This window comes from Enterobacter sp. MGH 4 (assembly GCF_000534735.1).
GTDB lineage: Bacteria > Pseudomonadota > Gammaproteobacteria > Enterobacterales > Enterobacteriaceae > Enterobacter > Enterobacter intestinihominis.
In genome coordinates this window covers 1,223,005-1,241,702 of the sequence record NZ_KI973289.1, presented here as the reverse complement: position 1 = coordinate 1,241,702, position 18,698 = coordinate 1,223,005, and the positions used below count along the sequence as shown (strand labels likewise).

21 protein-coding genes are annotated in these 18,698 nt (G+C 56.2%); 14 read left to right on the top strand and 7 right to left on the bottom strand.

From position 1 onward, the window contains the following. Positions 1 to 303 precede the first annotated feature (303 nt). The 3 genes from paaX (at position 304) to L350_RS16600 (ending at position 4,031) form a co-directional block, all read left to right on the top strand. Positions 304 to 1,239: a phenylacetic acid degradation operon negative regulatory protein PaaX gene (paaX, locus tag L350_RS16590; protein ID WP_032622213.1), complete on the top strand. Its 936-nt coding sequence runs from the start codon at positions 304 to 306 to the stop codon at positions 1,237 to 1,239. Positions 1,240 to 1,248: 9 nt separating this feature from the next. After that, the gene (gene paaY, locus L350_RS16595) at positions 1,249 to 1,854 is read left to right on the top strand and encodes a phenylacetic acid degradation protein PaaY (RefSeq protein WP_032624311.1); all 606 of its coding nucleotides are present in this window, start codon (positions 1,249 to 1,251) and stop codon (positions 1,852 to 1,854) included. Positions 1,855 to 2,033: 179 nt separating this feature from the next. Next, positions 2,034 to 4,031: a BCCT family transporter gene (locus L350_RS16600; RefSeq protein WP_032624310.1), complete on the top strand. Its 1,998-nt coding sequence runs from the start codon at positions 2,034 to 2,036 to the stop codon at positions 4,029 to 4,031. 38 nt (positions 4,032 to 4,069) lie between these two features. Here the strand turns inward: L350_RS16600 and L350_RS16605 are convergent, their stop codons facing one another. Beyond that, the gene (locus L350_RS16605; protein WP_032624309.1) at positions 4,070 to 4,705 is read right to left on the bottom strand and encodes a helix-turn-helix domain-containing protein; all 636 of its coding nucleotides are present in this window, start codon (positions 4,703 to 4,705) and stop codon (positions 4,070 to 4,072) included. A gap of 203 nt (positions 4,706 to 4,908) precedes the next feature. On the opposite strand from L350_RS16605, the gene L350_RS16610 reads away from it, so the two are divergent. Then, complete coding sequence (locus tag L350_RS16610; RefSeq protein ID WP_032624308.1) at positions 4,909 to 6,885, top strand: alkyl/aryl-sulfatase; 1,977 nt, start codon at positions 4,909 to 4,911, stop codon at positions 6,883 to 6,885. Positions 6,886 to 6,938: 53 nt separating this feature from the next. Here L350_RS16610 and L350_RS16615 read toward each other — a convergent pair whose 3' ends face one another. Both L350_RS16615 and L350_RS16620 read right to left on the bottom strand, forming a co-directional pair. After that, the gene (locus L350_RS16615; protein WP_022648034.1) at positions 6,939 to 7,691 is read right to left on the bottom strand and encodes a hypothetical protein; all 753 of its coding nucleotides are present in this window, start codon (positions 7,689 to 7,691) and stop codon (positions 6,939 to 6,941) included. Between the two features lies 1 nt (position 7,692). After that, on the bottom strand, positions 7,693 to 7,890 hold the full coding sequence (locus L350_RS16620) for a hypothetical protein (protein WP_022648035.1): 198 nt from the start codon (positions 7,888 to 7,890) through the stop codon (positions 7,693 to 7,695). A gap of 258 nt (positions 7,891 to 8,148) precedes the next feature. On the opposite strand from L350_RS16620, the gene L350_RS16625 reads away from it, so the two are divergent. Genes L350_RS16625 through L350_RS16660 form a run of 8 tightly spaced genes read left to right on the top strand, consistent with a single transcriptional unit; the run spans position 8,149 to position 14,029 of the window. Continuing rightward, positions 8,149 to 8,583, top strand: a complete 435-nt coding sequence (locus tag L350_RS16625) for a nuclear transport factor 2 family protein (protein ID WP_022648036.1) — start codon at positions 8,149 to 8,151, stop codon at positions 8,581 to 8,583. Continuing rightward, positions 8,580 to 9,299 carry an SDR family NAD(P)-dependent oxidoreductase gene (locus L350_RS16630; protein ID WP_032624307.1) on the top strand — a complete coding sequence of 240 codons (720 nt, stop codon included), beginning with the start codon at positions 8,580 to 8,582 and terminating at the stop codon, positions 9,297 to 9,299. The genes L350_RS16625 and L350_RS16630 overlap by 4 nt, the downstream gene beginning before the upstream one ends. Continuing rightward, a complete protein-coding gene (locus tag L350_RS16635) occupies positions 9,296 to 10,555 on the top strand; it encodes an NAD(P)/FAD-dependent oxidoreductase (protein ID WP_023306143.1) in 1,260 nt (419 codons plus the stop codon). The genes L350_RS16630 and L350_RS16635 overlap by 4 nt, the downstream gene beginning before the upstream one ends. Before the next feature lies 1 nt (position 10,556). Then, positions 10,557 to 11,279, top strand: coding sequence for a DUF1365 domain-containing protein (locus tag L350_RS16640; protein ID WP_032624306.1), 723 nt, complete (start codon positions 10,557 to 10,559; stop codon positions 11,277 to 11,279). Next, complete coding sequence (locus L350_RS16645) at positions 11,276 to 12,496, top strand: SAM-dependent methyltransferase (RefSeq protein ID WP_032624305.1); 1,221 nt, start codon at positions 11,276 to 11,278, stop codon at positions 12,494 to 12,496. The genes L350_RS16640 and L350_RS16645 overlap by 4 nt, the downstream gene beginning before the upstream one ends. After that, positions 12,493 to 12,978 (top strand): DUF2878 domain-containing protein, encoded by a 486-nt coding sequence (locus L350_RS16650; protein WP_023300043.1) that lies wholly within the window; start codon positions 12,493 to 12,495, stop codon positions 12,976 to 12,978. The genes L350_RS16645 and L350_RS16650 overlap by 4 nt, the downstream gene beginning before the upstream one ends. Then, positions 12,975 to 13,499 carry a chalcone isomerase family protein gene (locus tag L350_RS16655; RefSeq protein ID WP_032624304.1) on the top strand — a complete coding sequence of 175 codons (525 nt, stop codon included), beginning with the start codon at positions 12,975 to 12,977 and terminating at the stop codon, positions 13,497 to 13,499. The genes L350_RS16650 and L350_RS16655 overlap by 4 nt, the downstream gene beginning before the upstream one ends. After that, positions 13,496 to 14,029 (top strand): DUF3833 domain-containing protein, encoded by a 534-nt coding sequence (locus tag L350_RS16660; RefSeq protein WP_023300045.1) that lies wholly within the window; start codon positions 13,496 to 13,498, stop codon positions 14,027 to 14,029. Before L350_RS16655 ends, L350_RS16660 begins: the two co-directional genes overlap by 4 nt. Here the strand turns inward: L350_RS16660 and L350_RS16665 are convergent. Both L350_RS16665 and L350_RS16670 read right to left on the bottom strand, forming a co-directional pair. Then, a complete protein-coding gene (locus L350_RS16665) occupies positions 14,026 to 14,484 on the bottom strand; it encodes a DMT family transporter (protein ID WP_022648044.1) in 459 nt (152 codons plus the stop codon). The two genes, L350_RS16660 and L350_RS16665, sit on opposite strands and share 4 nt — an antisense overlap. Positions 14,485 to 14,488: 4 nt before the next feature. After that, the gene (locus tag L350_RS16670) at positions 14,489 to 14,923 is read right to left on the bottom strand and encodes a DMT family transporter (RefSeq protein ID WP_003857304.1); all 435 of its coding nucleotides are present in this window, start codon (positions 14,921 to 14,923) and stop codon (positions 14,489 to 14,491) included. A gap of 98 nt (positions 14,924 to 15,021) precedes the next feature. Between L350_RS16670 and L350_RS16675 the strand changes: the two genes are divergently transcribed. After that, a complete protein-coding gene (locus L350_RS16675; protein WP_032624303.1) occupies positions 15,022 to 15,954 on the top strand; it encodes a LysR family transcriptional regulator in 933 nt (310 codons plus the stop codon). Positions 15,955 to 15,957: 3 nt separating this feature from the next. Here L350_RS16675 and L350_RS16680 read toward each other — a convergent pair whose 3' ends face one another. Together L350_RS16680 and L350_RS16685 are read right to left on the bottom strand one after the other, a co-directional pair. Next, entirely contained in the window at positions 15,958 to 16,986 is a 1,029-nt protein-coding gene (locus L350_RS16680) for a methionine synthase (protein WP_003857302.1), read from the bottom strand. 26 nt (positions 16,987 to 17,012) lie between these two features. Continuing rightward, complete coding sequence (locus L350_RS16685; protein WP_032624861.1) at positions 17,013 to 17,987, bottom strand: DUF1852 domain-containing protein; 975 nt, start codon at positions 17,985 to 17,987, stop codon at positions 17,013 to 17,015. 168 nt (positions 17,988 to 18,155) lie between these two features. Between L350_RS16685 and L350_RS16690 the strand changes: the two genes are divergently transcribed. After that, a complete protein-coding gene (locus tag L350_RS16690) occupies positions 18,156 to 18,695 on the top strand; it encodes a DUF2058 domain-containing protein (RefSeq protein ID WP_022648048.1) in 540 nt (179 codons plus the stop codon). The last annotated feature ends 3 nt before the right edge of the window (positions 18,696 to 18,698 follow it).

Genomic DNA, 18,698 nt, shown 5'->3' with positions numbered 1-18,698 from the left:
GGCTTATCGGGTACGGGCGGAGGCAACGTCCCTGTAAAGCCGCCCTCTCGGCGCATCCCTGCGCCTCGCCCCGGCCGGAAGGCAAACGCCTCAGCGATTTACAGCCGGACCAGGGCATCGCTGACAGCCCTCAGTCATTTAGAAAGCAACTTTATTGCTTCTGCATAAAAAAATTACTGGGGATCCCTCAGCCCAAAGGGAGAGGGTGTATTAAGTTCCCTCTCCCTTTGGGAGAGGGTTAGGGTGAGGGGGAAACCCCAGATTCCTATGCTATGATTCATCCAGGAAAAAAATAACAACAGAATGAATCACATGAATAAACTTGATGCCTTTATCCAGCACGCAGTCAGCTCTGTTCCCGTCAGCGGAACGTCGCTTATCTCCTCGCTGTATGGCGACGCGCTTTCCCATCGCGGCGGAGAGATCTGGCTCGGCAGTCTGGCGGCCCTGCTGGAAGGGATGGGATTCGGGGAGCGCTTTGTGCGCACCGCGCTGTTTCGCCTCAACAAAGAGGGCTGGCTGGACGTGTCCCGCATTGGCCGCCGCAGCTTTTACCGTCTCAGCGACAAGGGGCTGCGTTTGACCCGACGCGCGGAAAATAAAATCTACCGTGCAGAACTGCCGGCGTGGGATGGTAAATGGCTGCTGCTGCTTTCCGAGGGGCTGGATAAAACCACGCTCGCGGACGTGAAAAAACAGCTCATCTGGCAAGGGTTCGGCACGCTGGCGCCGAGCCTGATGGCCTCGCCGTCGCAGAACCTCGCGGACGTGCAGTCGCTGTTGCATGACGCGGGCGTGGCGGAAAACGTCATTTTCTTTGAAGCTCATTCGCCGCTGGCTTTGTCACGCGCGGCGTTACGATCCCGCGTGGAAGAGTGCTGGCAGCTGACCGAACAAAACGCGATGTACGAAACGTTTATCAACTCGTTCCGTCCGCTGCTGCCGCTGCTGAAAGAGGCGTCGCCCGAGGATTTAACCCCGGAACGCTGCTTTCAGATCCAGCTGTTACTCATTCATTTTTATCGTCGCGTGGTGCTGAAAGATCCGCTGTTGCCGGAGGAGTTACTCCCGGCGCACTGGGCGGGACAGAGCGCGCGACAGCTGTGCATTAACATCTACCAGCGCGTGGCAGCGGGAGCCCTGGCGTTTGTCAGTGAGAAGGGGGAAACCTCCGTCGGCGAGCTGCCCGCGCCCGGCACGCTTTATCACCAGCGTTTTGGTGGTCTGAATATCACATAAGGAGAGGGTATGCCTGTTTATCAAATTGATGGTCTGACGCCGGTCGTGCCTGAAGAGAGCTATGTTCACCCGACCGCGGTGCTGATTGGCGACGTGATCCTCGGCAAAGGTGTTTACGTAGGCCCCAACGCCAGCCTGCGCGGTGATTTTGGCCGGATCGTGGTGAAAGACGGCGCGAACATTCAGGATAACTGCGTGATGCACGGTTTTCCGGAGCAGGACACGGTGGTGGAAGAGGACGGGCATATCGGCCACAGCGCGATCCTGCACGGCTGCATTATCCGCCGTAATGCGCTGGTGGGGATGAATGCGGTGGTGATGGACGGAGCGACGATCGGCGAAAACAGCATCGTCGGGGCGGCGGCGTTTGTGAAGGCCAAAGCGGAAATGCCTGCGAATCACTTAATTCTTGGCAGTCCGGCGAAAGCGATTCGTGAGCTAAGCGCGCAGGAAATAGAGTGGAAAAAGCAGGGCACGCGGGAGTATCAGGTGCTGGTGGATCGCTGTAAGCAGACGCTGTATCAGGTAGAGCCGCTGCGGGAAGAAGAGCCCGGACGCAAACGGCTGGTATTCGATGAGAACTTACGGCCCAAGTCGGCTGGCCGGGATAATTAACCATTTCTTGCCTGCGAAATAATGCAATGGCATAGGGATGCGTTAACGCGCAACAAATACCCTTTGGGGATAGTGTATAATTGAACGTTTCAGACCTGCATTCATAAAGGGATTTTGTTACCCTGACGCAGATCACGCCTCTCATTCAGAGCGGTCAATACGTTTATGGAAGACACTATATGAGTGGAAACGACACTATCCCAAAGCAGTCCAAAAGCCAGATTAACAAAGCGGTATTTTACACATCTGCTTTGTTAATTTTCCTTCTTGTCGCCTTTGCCGCGATTTTCCCTGACGTTGCCGATAAAAACTTTAAGCTACTGCAACAGCAAATATTCACCAACGCCAGCTGGTTTTACATTCTTGCCGTCGCGCTGATTTTAATGAGCGTGACGTTCCTCGGCTTGTCCCGCTACGGCGATATTAAACTCGGGCCCGACCACTCCCAGCCTGATTTCAGCTACCACTCGTGGTTCGCCATGCTGTTCTCGGCGGGGATGGGGATCGGCCTGATGTTCTTCGGTGTGGCGGAGCCGGTCATGCACTACCTTTCCCCGCCGGTGGGGACACCTGAAACGGTCGCTGCGGCCAAAGAGGCCATGCGGCTGACATTCTTCCACTGGGGGCTGCACGCCTGGGCTATCTACGCCATCGTTGCGTTGATTCTGGCGTTCTTCAGCTACCGCCACGGCCTGCCTTTGACGCTTCGTTCGGCGCTTTATCCGATTATCGGGGACCGTATTTACGGCCCGATAGGTCATGCGGTGGATATCTTCGCGGTAATCGGCACCGTATTTGGCGTGGCGACCTCGTTAGGTTACGGCGTTTTACAGGTCAATGCCGGGCTGAACCACCTTTTTGGCGTGCCCATCAACGATACCGTGCAGGTGATCCTTATCGTCCTGATTACCGGGCTGGCGACCATTTCTGTGGTGTCCGGTCTGGATAAAGGCATTCGCATTTTATCAGAGCTCAATCTGGGGCTGGCGGTACTGCTGCTGGTGCTGGTGTTGTGCCTGGGGCCAACCGTACTCCTGCTGAAATCCTTTGTGGAAAATACCGGCGGATACCTGTCCGAGCTGGTGAGCAAGACGTTTAACCTGTACGCTTATGAACCGAAATCCAGCAACTGGCTGGGAGGCTGGACGCTGCTGTACTGGGGCTGGTGGCTGTCCTGGTCGCCGTTTGTCGGGATGTTCATTGCCCGTGTGTCCCGCGGCAGAACCATCCGCGAGTTCGTGACTGGCGTGCTGTTTGTCCCGGCGGGCTTTACCCTGATGTGGATGACGGTGTTCGGCAATAGCGCCATTTACCTCATCATGAACAAGGGAGCGTCCGATCTGGCGAATACCGTCCAGCAGGACGTGGCGCTGGCGCTGTTTAATTTCCTTGAGCATTTCCCGTTCTCTTCCGTGCTGTCATTTATCGCCATGGCGATGGTTATTGTCTTCTTTGTAACCTCCGCTGACTCCGGGGCGATGGTGGTGGATACCCTCGCGTCCGGCGGCGAGGCCAATACACCCGTCTGGCAGCGCATCTTCTGGGCCGCGCTGATGGGCGTAGTCGCTATCGCGCTGCTGCTCGCGGGCGGACTGAGTGCGCTGCAAACCGTGACTATCGCCAGCGCGCTACCGTTCTCGATGATCCTGCTGGTGTCGATCTATGGCCTGCTGAAGGCGCTCCGACGCGATTTGACCAAACGCGAGAGCCTGAGTATGGCCACGATCGCGCCGACAGCGGCCCGTAACCCCATTCCGTGGCAGCGCAGACTGCGTAACATCGCCTACTTACCTAAACGCTCCCTGGTGAAACGCTTTATGGAAGAGGTGATCAAACCGGCCATGGTGCTGGTGCAGGATGAACTGAATAAGCAGGGAACGCAGAGCCATATCAGCGACGCGTCGGACGATCGTATTCGCCTTGAGGTGGATTTAGGCAATGAGCTGAATTTCATTTATGAAGTCAGGCTGCGTGGCTATAACTCGCCGACCTTCGCGCTAGCGGCCATGGAGAATGATGAGAATCAGGCAGAACAGCACCGGTACTATCGGGCAGAAATCTACCTCAAGGAAGGTGGGCAAAATTACGATGTGATGGGCTGGAACCAGGAGCAGTTAATTAACGATATCCTGGACCAGTATGAAAAACATCTGCACTTCCTGCACCTGGTGCGTTAATCAGCCAGCCCCTGAAGCATTCGCTTCAGGGGCGTAATTTAATACGCCTCCGGCAGCGGACGGTCTATCGACACCAGCTTTCCGCGCTTCATGGTGATATAGCCCCCGGCTTTAAGATCCGCCAGCACGCGAAAGACATGCGTTCGCGACAGGTTAGTGCGCTTGATGATAAACAGCGCCAGACCCTCATTCTCTCCCGTGTGGGTTTCCTGCCGATAAAGATAGCGATAGAGCATGGGTTTAATGGTCTGGTAGCTGGTGACCTGCCTGCGTTCGTTATGCAGGTCGATGGTGAATATCGACATATAGGTCAGTATGGTGGCCAGCGCCTGCATGCGCTCAGGCCCACCCTGGAAAAATATCTGGTCGAAGTCGGCCCAGGATATTCTCACCAGTTTCACCCTGGCACTGCTGCGATATTCATACTTCGCCAGTGGACAATACCTTTCCATTAACCCGATCGGCATATACTCAATAGTATTGCCAATATTCAGCCCATCATCAGGCATTAATATCGTCAGCGACCCTTCAGTACAGAAATAAATATAGCCAGGTTCAACGGTGAGTTTTTTATTTGCGGCAACGGTTAAGACCTCGCCTTCACAAAGCATTTGCGGAAAAAATTGCCCAATATTGAGTTGCTGATAATAGGTATGGATATCCTGAAAATTCACGCTAAGCCTCTCCCCGCAACGTCTGCTATGGTAGCGAGTATAGCAGCAATAGCCCACGGATTACGAATCGATAAATAACCAGTCCCATATGGGACTATGAAGGGAAGGTATTCTGGTTAGAATGGTCCTCAATGAGTTCGCATTAAAATTATCCGCCACAATTAAATATCGCTGGCGGCGCAATTAATCTATGAGGCCATTTAATGAAATTAACGATAATCGCTAAACATCTGGCGCTGGCCGGTGTGTTGACGTCGCTGTCGCTTTCCGCGTTTGCGGAAGTACAGCCGCAGGATGCCACTCCTACAACCCAGCAGGCTAATAACGCCCTGTATAACAAATTACCGTTTGCCGATAAAACCGACTTTGAAAATGCCCATAAAGGCTTTATCGCCCCGCTGCCGCAAAACATGATCAAAGGCGAGCAGGGGAACGTTATCTGGAACCCGGCGAAATATGATTTCGTCAAAGAGGGTGAAAAAGCCCCGGATACGGTTAACCCGAGCCTGTGGCGTCAGTCACAGTTGATCAACATTGGCGGGCTGTTTAAGGTCACCGACGGCGTGTATCAGATCCGTAATCTCGATCTCTCCAACATGACCATCATTGAGGGCGAGAAGGGCATTACCGTTATCGACCCGCTGTTAAGCGCTGAACCGGCGAAAGAAGCGCTGGATCTCTACTATGCAAACCGCGGCAAGAAACCGGTCGTCGCTGTGGTGATCACCCACAGCCACGTTGACCACTATGGCGGCCTGCGCGGCGTGGTTGACGAAGCTGACGTCAAGTCTGGCAAAGTGAAAATCTACGCGCCGGATGGCTTTATGAAAGAGGCGGTCTCCGAAAACATTATGGCCGGAAACGCGATGAGCCGCCGTGCGAGCTATATGTACGGCAACCTGCTGAAGCCGGATGCAAAAGGCCAGGTGGGTGCAGGCCTTGGCACCACCACCTCTGCGGGTACTGTCACCCTCATCCCGCCGACCGACTACATTACCCATACCGGTCAGGAAGAAGTGATCGACGGTTTGACCTACGACTTTATGATGGCGCCGGGTTCAGAAGCTCCGTCGGAGATGCTGTGGTACGTCAAAGAGAAGAAAATGATCGAGGCCGCAGAGGACGTGACCCATACTCTGCACAACACCTACTCCCTGCGCGGCGCGAAAATCCGCGACCCGCTGGCCTGGTCTAAGTACATTAACGCCGCCATTGAGCGCTGGGGCGCGGACGCGGAAGTGATTATTGCGCAGCACCACTGGCCGACCTGGGGTAACGAGAATATCGTCAAGCTGATGAAAGGCCAGCGCGATATGTACCGCTACATCAACGACCAGACCCTGCGTATGGCCAACAAAGGCCTGACTCGCGATGAGATCGCCGCAGAATTTAAGCTGCCGGAATCGCTCGAGAAACAGTGGGCAAGCCGCGGTTACTACGGCTCCGTTAGCCACGACGTCAAAGCCACTTACGTGTTTTATCTCGGCTGGTTCGACGGCAACCCGGCAACCCTCGACGAGCTGCCGCCTGAACAGGCTGCGAAGAAGTTCGTGCAGTACATGGGCGGCGCTGATGCCATCATGCAGAAAGCCAAAGCGGATTATCAGCAGGGTAATTACCGTTGGGTTGCTCAGGTGGTCAGCAAAGTGGTCTTTGCCGATCCTAACAACCAGGCTGCCCGTAATCTGGAAGCCGACGCGCTTGAGCAGTTAGGTTACCAGGCGGAGGCGGGCACCTGGCGTAACTTCTACCTGACCGGCGCGCAAGAACTGCGTAATGGCGTGAAGAAGCTGCCGACGCCGAACACCGCCAGCCCGGATACCGTGCGAGCGATGACCCCGGAAATGTTCTTCGACTACCTGGGTGTGCACATCAACGGGGTGCGGGCCGGTAACGCGAAGGCGGTCTTCAATGTCGATCTCGGTAAGGATGGCGGCAAATACAAGCTGGAGCTGGAAAACGGCGTGCTGAACCATACCGCCAACGCGCAGGCGAAGGATGCCGACGCAACTATCGCGCTTGATCGCACCACGCTGAACAACATCATCCTTAAGAAAGAGACGCTGAAGCAGGCGATGGATAAAGGTGACGTGAAGGTGAGTGGAAACGAGGCGAAGCTGGAAGAGATGCTGAGCTACATGGACAAATTTGACTTCTGGTTCAATATCGTAACGCCATAAGTTCAGGTTTCATCCACATAATCCTGGCGCCTTAGAAATAAGGCGCCATTTTTTTATTCACGCATCGCCAGCGCGCTGGCACTTGCCGGATCGAACAGCGAAATACTCTCGATCTGATCAAGCATGATCACCTTACGGAAATCCATAGCGCTTTTTGGTTCTGAGTCGAGCGTAACCTCATGCTCGGCGTACCATTTGCTGTAGTTGTGCTCAATACACAGCTGCATGTTCTCCCCGTCGCGGTAGCCGCTCAGCATCGGGATAAGCACGATATTGGCGGTTTTTTCATACTCCAGCGTGGCGGTATGGATCATGCCAATATAAATCCGCCGCGACTTCAGCGTGACGTGCGCAAGTTCACCTTCCTCCATGCACTGATAGAGCAGTTGTTCAATCCCGCTCGATTGCGCCAGCCGCTTGTAGAGCTTTTTCCGGCCTTCGCCGTCCAGCCGCGCGCTACCGGCCCAGTTAGAACGATAGAGACAAAACAGGATCGCAAAGGCCAGCATCACCACGACCGGAGCCTGAATTCCTAAAAAGCTCCAGTTCATAAAATCAATTTGCCAGTCGGCGTATTTTGCGGACGTGAAATGGAACGTGTTGTCGGCGGCGGAGAGGGCGAACAACAGCAGCCAGAGCAGGCCGGTGGCGATCACGCCCTGTAAAACGAAAATGCAGCCATACAGCGCCACAAGAAAATAGACATCCCAGCCGAATGAACGCTTAATTTTGAACCGGGTTGAGAGATCGCGGCTGGTGTACCAGTAGCCGCATACCATCAATACCATGAATATTGCCGTTCCCATTTCAGGCCCTCTTCAGCGCGTTGACATGGCGCAGAAAGTCCTGCCGAACCTCGTTACTTTTGTAGTTAACCGAGGCGTTTCCATCCTGATCGATGATGATGCGGTCGCCATCCTCTACGGCTTCGATAATTTCCTGGTGACTCATAACCTGCAACAAGGATTCCGGGCTGGAAAAGAGCGCCATCAGTAAATTTTTCATCGCGTGACATCCTTATGAATTAAAAGGATAAGTCTGGAAGATAAATGGCACCTTTGCCTTAAGGTTATCCCTAAAAAATAACGGCACGGCGGTGAGAATCTGCTTTTGACTCAAATTGGCACCTCAGGGAAAGTTTTTAAAGTACTGAATTAAAATAGGTATAAAAAATATATCTGCACAAACTTGGACAAATAACGCTAATTGTGTAAGTTTTAATTATGCGATTTCGCTACGTTGTTTACAGCCAGGATGTGACCCATGAGCACGTTGCCGTCCGTCATCAGTCGATTCGTTGATTATTACGCCACGCTGGATACCCAGCCACCTTCGGCGCTGGCAAAGATTTATCGCGCCGATGCCACGCTTATCGATCCCTTTGGCGAACACAGCGGGTTGTTCGCGATTCAGCGCTATTTCACTCACCTGCTGGCTAACGTCCAGCGGTGCCGCTTTACCGTCGATGCACCGTTGCAGCAGGGCGATCGCTTTGTTGTTACCTGGATGATGCACTGGTCGCACCCGCGTATTGCCCGGGGGGCAATGCGCCAGCTGCCGGGCTGCTCTGTGGTAGACATGCGCGACGATCGCATTGTTCGCCAGCGGGATTACTACGATGCCGGAGAGATGATTTACGAACATCTTCCGGTGCTCGGCTGGGCCGTACGCGGCGTGAAGCGGAGAGTGAAATCATGAAAACGGTTCTGATCACCGGCGCAAGCTCGGGCATAGGGGCCGGGCTGGCGAAATCTTTTGCCGACGATGGCTACCGGGTGATTGCCTGCGGGCGCGATGCGCAACGTCTGGCAGCCGTGCATCAGCACAGCCCCAACATTACGGTGCGCCTGTTCGATATGACAGACAGGGACGCCTGTCGCCAGGCGCTGGCGGACTGTGCTGCCGACACGGTGATTCTTTGCGCCGGAACCTGCGAGTATCTCGAGCGCGGCGAGGTGGATGCCGCGTTGGTGGCGCGGGTCATGACCACCAATTTCATGGGGCCGGTAAACTGCCTTGCGGCGTTGCAGCCGCAGCTGATATCCGGCAACCGCGTGGTGCTGGTCAGTTCGATGGCGCACTGGCTTCACTTCCCGCGAGCCGAAGCCTATGGCGCCTCTAAAGCGGCGTTAACCTGGTTTGCTGAGACGCTGCGCCTCGACTGGGAGCCGAAAGGGATCGCCGTCACGGTCGTTTCACCTGGTTTTGTCGACACGCCGCTGACCCGAAAAAATGATTTCCCGATGCCGGGCCGGGTCAGCGTGGAGGACGCCGTCCATGCCATTCGTCGCGGTCTGGCAAAAGGGAAGGATCATATCGCGTTTCCCGCCGGGTTTAGCCTGGCGCTGCGCCTGCTCTCCGGTCTGCCCGATATACTTCAGCGCGCACTGCTGCGCAGGATGGTGCGACCATGAAGATCGCGATTATCGGCAGCGGTATCGCCGGGTTAACCTGTGCCTGGCGGCTCGCCGGACATCATCAGGTCACGCTGTTTGAAGCGCAGGCTACGCCGGGCGGGCATACTGCAACGGTGGATGTCGACACGCCGCAGGGCAACTTTGCCATCGACACCGGTTTTATTGTCTACAACGACCGCACCTATCCGCGCTTCATGGGGCTGCTGAGCGAACTGGGCATCAGCGGGCAAAAAACGCAGATGAGTTTTTCGGTACATAACCCGCAGAGCGGGCTGGAGTACAACGGCCACACGCTGACGTCGCTGTTCGCCCAGCGTCGTAATCTGTTAAACCCTGCCTTCTGGACGCTGCTGAAGGAGATCGTGCGCTTTAACCGGCTGGCGAAACAGACGCTCCGGGGTGACGTCAGCGAGTCCGCCACGCTGGAGACGTTCCTGCACCAGCACCGCTTCACGCCTTTTTTTGCGCGTCACTACATTCTGCCAATGGGGGCGGCTATCTGGTCATCCTCGCTACAGGAGATGAAACGCTTCCCGCTGCCGCTCTTTTTACGCTTTTTTGAAAACCACGGTCTGCTGGACATTACCCATCGTCCGCAGTGGTACGTGGTGCCGGGCGGCTCCCGGGAGTACATCCGCGCGATGCTGGACAAGCTTGGCGATCGCCTGACGCTGCACCTCAATGCGCCGGTGCAGCAGATTATTCGCCACGATCGCGGGGTTGATATAACGCGTGAGGGCGTAACAGACAACTTTGATCAGGTGATCTTCGCCTGCCACTCCGCTCAGGCGCTGGCGATGCTCGCCAGCCCAACGCAGGCTGAACGTGAGGTGCTGGGTGATATCGGCTGGCAGCGTAACGAGGTGGTGCTTCACAGCGATCCGCGCTGGCTGCCGGTGCGCAAGCGCGCGTGGGCGAGCTGGAACTACCGCCTCAGCGAGCAGGATCGGGCCAGCGCCTGCGTCACCTACAACATGAATATTTTGCAGGGACTGCCGCCGGGTAGCCCGCTGTTTTGCGTCACCCTCAACCCGGAAACGCCGGTGGAAGAACGCTATGTGCTGCGCCGCTTTGTCTATGAGCATCCGCTTTTTAACCCGCAAAGCTGGCAAGCCCAGGCCCGGCGTGGCGAAATAAACGGTCGCCAGCGGAGCTGGTTCTGCGGCGCGTACTGGTACAACGGCTTCCACGAAGATGGGGTACGCAGTGCGCTGGATGTGGTAAACGCTATCGCGGCCGGGGAGGGCAACTGAGATGAACAGCTGCCTTTACCACGGCACATTGCGCCATCGCCGTCTTTCGCCAAAAGCGCACCACTTTACCTACAGCGTCTTTATGGCCTGGCTCGATCTCGATGAGCTGGACGCGCTGCCCTCCGTCGGCGTGCGCCGTAACCGCGTTGCGCCCGCGGCATTTTATGATGCGGACTACCCGCTGGGCACGCCGCTCAAAGAGCGCGTCCTTGAGCGTCTGGAAAATCTGACCGGCGAACGCCCGGCGGGGCGGGTCATGCTTCTAACCCAACTACGTTATTTCGGCTTTCATTTTAACCCGGTCAATTTTTACTATTGCTATGACGGGGAAGACACCCTGCGCTGGGTTCTCGCCGAAGTTCGCAACACGCCGTGGAATGAACGACACTACTACGCGGTAGCGGGGCGGGACGCCCCGCCGACGGAAAAAGCGTTTCACGTCTCGCCCTTTAATCCGATGGACATGGTCTACCACTGGCGCTTCAACAGTCCGGCCAGCACGCTGCGCATGCATATCGAAAACCATCAGGAGACGAAGGTGTTTGATGCCACTCTGACGCTGCGCCGGGAGCCGCTGACGCGCGCAGCGCTGCGGTCGCTGCTGGCGCGGATCCCGTTGATGACCCTCAAAACCGTTTTCGCCATTTACTGGCAGGCGCTCAGGCTGTGGCTGAAGCGCCTGCCGCTGCATAACCATCCCCTAAGCAGGAGTGAACGCTCATGACCGATCCCGTCTTTGCGCTTGAACCCGATATCCCGCGCAACGTCCGCGTCGCGCGATGGCTGCTTTTTCGCCTGCTGAACGGGCTGCGCGGCGGCTCGCTGACGCTGCGTGAAGGCGCGCAGACATTCCAGTTCGGCGACGCCTCCACCGCGCTTCACGCTGAGGTGCAGGTACTCGCGCCGGGCGTCTACTGGCGCATTCTAACCGGGGGCAGCCTCGCCGCGGCACAAGCGTGGATGGATGGCGACTGGGAGACGGCCCACCTGACGCCGCTGCTGGAGCTGATAGCGCGCAATAGCCAGATCCTCGGGGAACTGGAAAAAGGGTTTCGCCTGCTCGGGAAACCGGTAGAGCGGCTACGGCACTGGATGCGGCGCAACTCCCGCGCGCAGGCACGGGAAAATATTGCCGCCCATTACGATTTGGGCAACGCCTTTTACGCCCATTTCCTTGATGAACAACTCCTTTACTCCAGCGCGCTGTTTACCGGGGAAGAGCAGGATCTGGCAGCGGCTCAGCAGGCAAAAATGGCCAGGCTGTGCGACCAACTGGCGCTCACCGCAAACGATCATCTGCTGGAGATTGGTACCGGCTGGGGGGCGATGGCAGAATATGCCGCCCGTCATTATGGCTGCCGGGTCACAACTACCACGCTATCGCAGGAGCAGTACCACTGGGCCACCGCGCGGATCGCGCGGGCAGGTTTACAGGATCGCGTTGAGGTGCTGCTCTGTGACTACCGCGATCTGACCGGAGTGTACGATAAGCTGGTGTCGGTTGAGATGATTGAAGCCGTCGGCCAACGCTACCTGCCAACGTTTTTCCGCACCTGCCAGGCGCGTCTGCGTCCGGGCGGGCGGATGGCGATTCAGGCCATCACCATTCAGGATCAGCGCTATCGCGACTACAGCAAAAGCGTCGATTTTATTCAGCGCTACATCTTCCCCGGCGGCTTTTTGCCCAGCATCTCCGCCATGAATGAACTGATGACCCGCCATACCGATTTTGTCGTGCGTAACCTCTTCGATATGGGGCCGGACTACGCCCGCACGCTGGCGCACTGGCGTCAGCGCTTCGTTCACGCCTGGCAGGAGATTGAAAAGCTCGGATTTGATGACCGTTTCCGCCGGATGTGGCTGTACTACCTCGGCTACTGTGAAGCCGGGTTTAACGCCCGCACCATCAGCGTGGTGCAACTGACTACGGAACGCGTATGAAGCGCTACGGGCAGGTCTTTCTGCTGGCCATCGGGTTTGATCTCTACTGGACGCTGGTGGTGCTGTTTCGCGAGCAGGGGCTGGTCATCTGGATCGCGCTGGCGCTGATTGCCTGGCTGTTGTTACCGCCATCACACCGGGTATACGCCCTTGTGCTGGCGGCGTCGGGCGCGATGCTGGACGCCCTTTGGGCGCTGACGGGGTTGATTTCATTCACTGGCACGTCTCTGATGCCGCTATGGATGGTGGCGCTGTGGCTGATGTTTGCCACCGTCTGGACGCAACTGACCCGCACGACCACCTTGCCGGGCTGGCTGCTGACAGCGCTGGCGACCCTGGGCGGGCCGCTGGCCTACCTGTTTGGCGAGCGTCTGGGGGCCATCACGTTCCTGGAGCCGACTTTTATCGTCGTCAGCTGGATGATCCCGGGCTGGCTGGTGCTGATGCTGTTTTTCCACCTGCTGATGGGGAGACAACAATGAGACATCTGTTACTCGCACTCGCGCTAACCGTTATGGCCTGTAACGCGCAGGCGACTGACTGGCTGAGCTGGCGCAAGGTAGGCGATGCCACCCTCACCTGGGGGCCGTTTACCGTTTATACCTCTCAGCTGCTGACGCCCGACGGCAGCTATACAGGAACAGACAGCGATAACGCGCTGATTATCACCTATGCCCGGGATATCGATGGCGACGACCTGGTCGAGGCGACCCGCGACCAGTGGCAGGCGCAGGGCATTTTGCAGCAGGAGCCGCAGAGTGAAGCCTGGCTGCGGATGCTAAAAGCGCTCTGGCCCGACGTCACGCCCGGCACGCAGCTCGCGTTTGTGGTTAATAACGGTCAGGGGCAATTCTGGTATCGCCCCACGGCGTCGCAGAAAAAATTTACGCCCCTCGGGCCGCGCCAGTCGGCAGCGTTTAGCTCGCGCTTTCTGGCGATCTGGCTCGATCCCCGCACCGAGTATCCTGAACTGCGTCAGCAGTTAATCGGAGGACCACAATGAAACGATTCCTGTTAATGGCGCTTACACTGACAATGCTGGTGGCCGGGTGCAGCACAGAAGTGACCGAGTATCGTCAGCAGCAGCCAAGGCTTGATATTTTCCACTACTTCCAGGGCAAAACCGAGGCGTGGGGGATGGTGCAGGACCGCAGCGGTAAGCAGATCCGCCGTTTTCACGTCGAGATCGCCGGAGATGTCATCGGCGATACGCTGACGCTGAACGAGCATTTTGTCTATGACGACGGCGAGAAGCAAAAGCGCGTCTGGCATATCCGCCGCATTGGCCACGATCGTTACGAAGGCACGGCGGGTGACATAGAAGGTGTCGCGACCGGTCAGGTTTCGGGCAACGCCCTTAACTGGCGCTACAGCATGAACGTGAAGGCGGACGGTAAAACCTGGCTGCTGCACTTTGATGACTGGATGTATTTGCAGGACAGCACCCGTCTGTTCAATAAAACCGAGATGAAGAAATTTGGCGTCACCGTCGCCACGGTGACGCTGTTCTTTACCCGCAAAGAGGGCGGTTAATCCTCTTCGGGCTGAGGTTTACTGCTTGAGTAGATGAAGAAGAGCGCGATACTCAGGCAGACCACGGCCCCGAAACGGCTCGCTGAAAACGGAATGGCTTCATTGTTCAGCCAGCCAAAGTTATCAATCAGCATGCTCATGGCCAGCTGACCCAGGATCACCGCTACCGTGGCAACGGCGGTGCCGATACGCTGCACCGCGAGCACCATAATCACGATATAAGGGACGCCGCACAGGGCGCCCAGAAGCTGCCACTTGGGCACATCCATCAGGCTGACCGCCTGTTTCGGCTCAAAAAAGAAAATGAGCAGGGCGGTTACCAGCGCGCCGACGGAAAAGGTCAGAAACGCGCTTTTGAATACCCCCACGCTGCTGCCTAATTGCCCGTTAATGGCAGCCTGAATGCTCAGCGTCGCGCCGCCAATCACCGCCAGAATAATCATAATCACGGTCATAACGTTACCCCTGCGCCACGAGAATGAGCGCGGCGATGATAAATCCCAGCGCAATAATGCGTTTTGTATCGATCCTGCGGTGCGGCGTACCCAGCAGGCCATAGTGGTCAATAATCAGGCTTTTAAAGACCTGGCCTGCCAGAATGCCGATCATCGTCATGGCAATACCGATCGCTGGCGTGGCAATGGTGAGAATGATGACGTAGACCGGGCCGAGCACGCCGCCCAGCAGGTGCCATGACGGCTGCGCAAAAAATGAGGGACTGTTGCGGGGGCTGAAAAACAGCATCAGCAGAAACGTCAGCCCGGTTCCCACGCTAAATATGCTGAACGCCGCCCACAGGTCGCCCACCTCCGCGCCCAGCGGCCCCAGCAGCCCGGCTTCCACGGACAGCCCCATGCCGCCGGCAATCACCAGTAAAATTAAAATAATGTGCATAACGCTTTTTCTCCTTTTTCCAGGCGGAGAAGATTACGTCTGAACATCATTGAGAAAAATGCCATAATGCAGGAAACACCTGTGCAGGAAATGCATTAATGATGGATGCCGGACATATCAGCGTTCGCGCGCTGCTGATCTTCATCGACGTTTATGAAACGCAGAATTTTTCCGTGGTGGCGAGGCGGGAAGGGATTTCTGCGTCGCAGGTTTCCCGCATGATCCACCAGCTTGAGGACGCCCTCGGGCAACAGCTTTTCTACCGCAACACGCGGGCGATTATGCCCACAGAGAGCGGGCATCTTTTTGTGCGCTATGCCCGGGCGATGGCCGGAAATCTGGAGGATGCGCGACGCGAGCTGGATGAACGCGCCCGCGAGCCGTCGGGCACGCTGCGTATCAATGGCCCGGTCTTTTTCGGACAACGGCACATCGCGCCGGGCCTGCCGGGGCTTCTGGCGCGTTATCCTCGTCTCTCCATTGAACTGACCCTCACCGACGATTTTATCGATCCGCACCGCGACGCCGCGGACGTTATCTTCCGCATCGGCGCGCTGACGGACTCCTCGTTTCACGCCCGGGTGTTCGGTCAGCAGTTCTACCATCTGGCGGCCTCGCCGGACTATCTGCAAAAACATGGCGCACCCGAGGGGCCGGACGATCTCAGCCGTCACCACTGTCTGGTTTACCGCGGCTCGTCCGGGCCTAACCGCTGGCTGATCCGGCAGTCGGGCGAGGCGTGGGTTCACTATCCCATCGTACCGCTGATGACTTCCAATAACGCGGAAACGCTCCTGATAGCGGCGCTGGGCGGCATGGGCGTTGTGCTATTCCCGGACTGGATGGTGAGCGAACGGCTCAAAAGCGGTGAGCTGGTGGCACTGCTGCCGGAAATGGAGTGTTCTATTAATACGGAGCCACTGACGATTGCGGCGATTTACCCGAACGCGCGTCATCCGCCCCTGAACGTCAGGGCGGTGATTGACTACTATATTGAGCGGTTCGGTACGCCGCTGTACTGGCAAACCTGAAGGTTAGCGGGCAAGCTCGCGACGGATAATGTCAGCCCCGGCGCTTAATGCCTTCAGCTTACCGTTGGCGACCTGGCGGGAAAGGGGAGCCATGCCGCAGTTGGTGGACGGATAGAGCTTGTCTGCATCCACAAACTGCAACGCCTTGCGTAGCGTATCGGCAACCTCTTCCGGCGTTTCGATGGTCTGGGTGGCAACATCAATTGCCCCGACCATCACTTTTTTACCGCGGATCAGCTCCAGCAGATCCATCGGCACGCGCGAGTTGTGGCACTCCAGCGAGATGATATCGATCTTTGAGGTCTGCAACTTTGGAAACGCCTCTTCATACTGGCGCCACTCGGAGCCGAGCGTTTTTTTCCAGTCCGTATTGGCTTTGATGCCGTACCCGTAGCAGATATGTACTGCGGTTTCGCATTTCAGCCCTTCAATGGCGCGCTCCAGCGCGGCGATGCCCCAGTCATTCACTTCGTCGAAAAAGACGTTAAAAGCAGGTTCGTCGAACTGAATAATGTCAACGCCGGCCGCTTCCAGCTCGCGGGCTTCCTGATTGAGAATTTTTGCGAACTCCCAGGCCAGCTTTTCGCGGCTTTTATAGTGAGCATCGTATAGCGTGTCGATCATGGTCATCGGGCCAGGCAGCGCCCACTTGATCGGCTTGTCCGTCAGTTGGCGAAGGTATTTCGCGTCGTCTACAAACACCGGTTTCTGGCGCGCCACCGCGTCTACCACGGTCGGCACGCTGGCATCGTAACGGTTACGGATCCGCACCGTCTGACGATTTTCAAAATCCACGCCGCTGAGATGTTCAATAAAGGTGGTGACGAAATGCTGGCGGGTTTGTTCCCCGTCGCTGACGATATCAATCCCGGCGCGAATCTGTTCATCCAGAGACAAACGCAGCGCATCCTGTTTCCCTGCCAGTAATTCCTCATCCTGGAGTTTCCACGGCGACCAGAGCGTTTCCGGCTGCGCAAGCCAGGTGGGTTTCGGCAGGCTGCCAGCCGTCGATGTCGGGAGCAATGTTTTCATAAGAAGAACCTTTTATTCGTATTAAATTAAAGCGTGAAGTGATGAGACCACTGCTCAAGAAGGGTTTTATAGGGTTTGATGAACCGCTCTTCGGTATATTTACCCTGTTCAATGGCCAGCCGGCTGCGCTCTTCACGGTCATAAACGATTTTTGTTAATGAGTGATCCTGCTGATTCAGGTCGGGCTGATAGCACTGTCCCGCAGCGGAATTGGCATTGTATATTTCTGGTCGATAGATCTTCTGGAACGTCTCCATGGTGCTGATGGTGCCGATCAGTTCCAGATTGGTGTAATCACGCAGTAAATCGCCGGAGAAGAAGAAGGCAAATGGCGCGACGCTGTTTTCCGGCATGAAATAGCGAACCTTGAGGCCCATCTTCGCGAAGTACTGTTCCGTTAGCGACTCGCCGTCCGGCTGGTACTCATACCCCAGCACCGGGTGGTGGTTACCGGTACGACGATAGGTGTCTTTGCTGGAGACGCTCAGGCAGATCACCGGCGCTTTTTTAAAGTTCGCCTGATATTCCGCAGAATGAATGAAGCTTTTAAAGATATTGCCGTGCAGCTCGCCAAAATTCTCGGGGAGGGTAAAACGGGGCTGATCTTTATTATGCTCCAGCAGCAGGACGCTGAAATCATAGTCACGAACATAGGATGAGAAGTTATTCCCGACGATGCCTTCGATGCGCTCGTGGGTCTTTTTATCCACGATCGTCGTTTGCAGAATTTCGATGGCCGGGAAAGTAAAATCGCCGCCGATATTCATATCGACTGAAATAATCTCCAGCTCGACGGCATAGCGGTCGGATTTTGGGTTATCCCAGCTCGCCAGCGCGTTAAAGCGGTTGTTGATCATCACCAGCGTATTGCGCAGGTTCTCCTGACGCTTCTCGCCACGCGCCAGGTTGGCGAAGTTGGTGGTGGTGCGCGTGTTTTCTGACGGGTTATAATTTTCATCAAAGCAACTGCGCTTAAGGGTAAATGTGAAAGCCTGACTCATTTGGTTATGCATCCTAAGTTCATGTTGCCTAAACGTTATCAATGCATAATTTATGCCTGAGCCACTGGCGCAGGGGAAGTGACTTAATTTCACTGCGTCATGAGGGTTCTTCATGAACTGCGCGATTCAGGTATAATCCCCCGACATTTCCAACCGGTTTAAACGATCATGACAAAACTCACCCTACAAGAGCAGATGCTGAAAGCGGGCTTAGTCAGCAGTAAAAAGATGGCGAAGGTTCAGCGCACGGCGAAAAAATCCCGCGTCCAGGCTCGCGAGGCGAGAGAGGCTGTTGAAGAGAACAAGAAAGCCCAGCTGGAGCGTGATAAGCAGCTGAGCGAACAGCAAAAACAGGCGGTGCTGGCAAAAGAGTTCAGGGCGCAGGTGAAGCAGCTGATTGAGATGAACCGCATCACCGTGGCGAAGGGCAACATTACCTTTAACTTTACCGATGGCAGCCTGATCAAAAAAATCGACGTCGATAAGCAGACGCAAACCCAGCTGATCAACGGTCGCCTGGCGATTGCCCGACTGGTGATTAACGCGAATGGCGACTGTGATTACGCGATTATCCCGGCGGTAGTGGCGGATAAAATTGCCCAGCGCGATGCGGACAGCATTGTGCTTAACAGCGCGCTGAGTCAGGAAGAGCAGGACGAAGACGATCCGTACGCAGACTTCAAAATCCCTGACGATTTAATGTGGTAAACC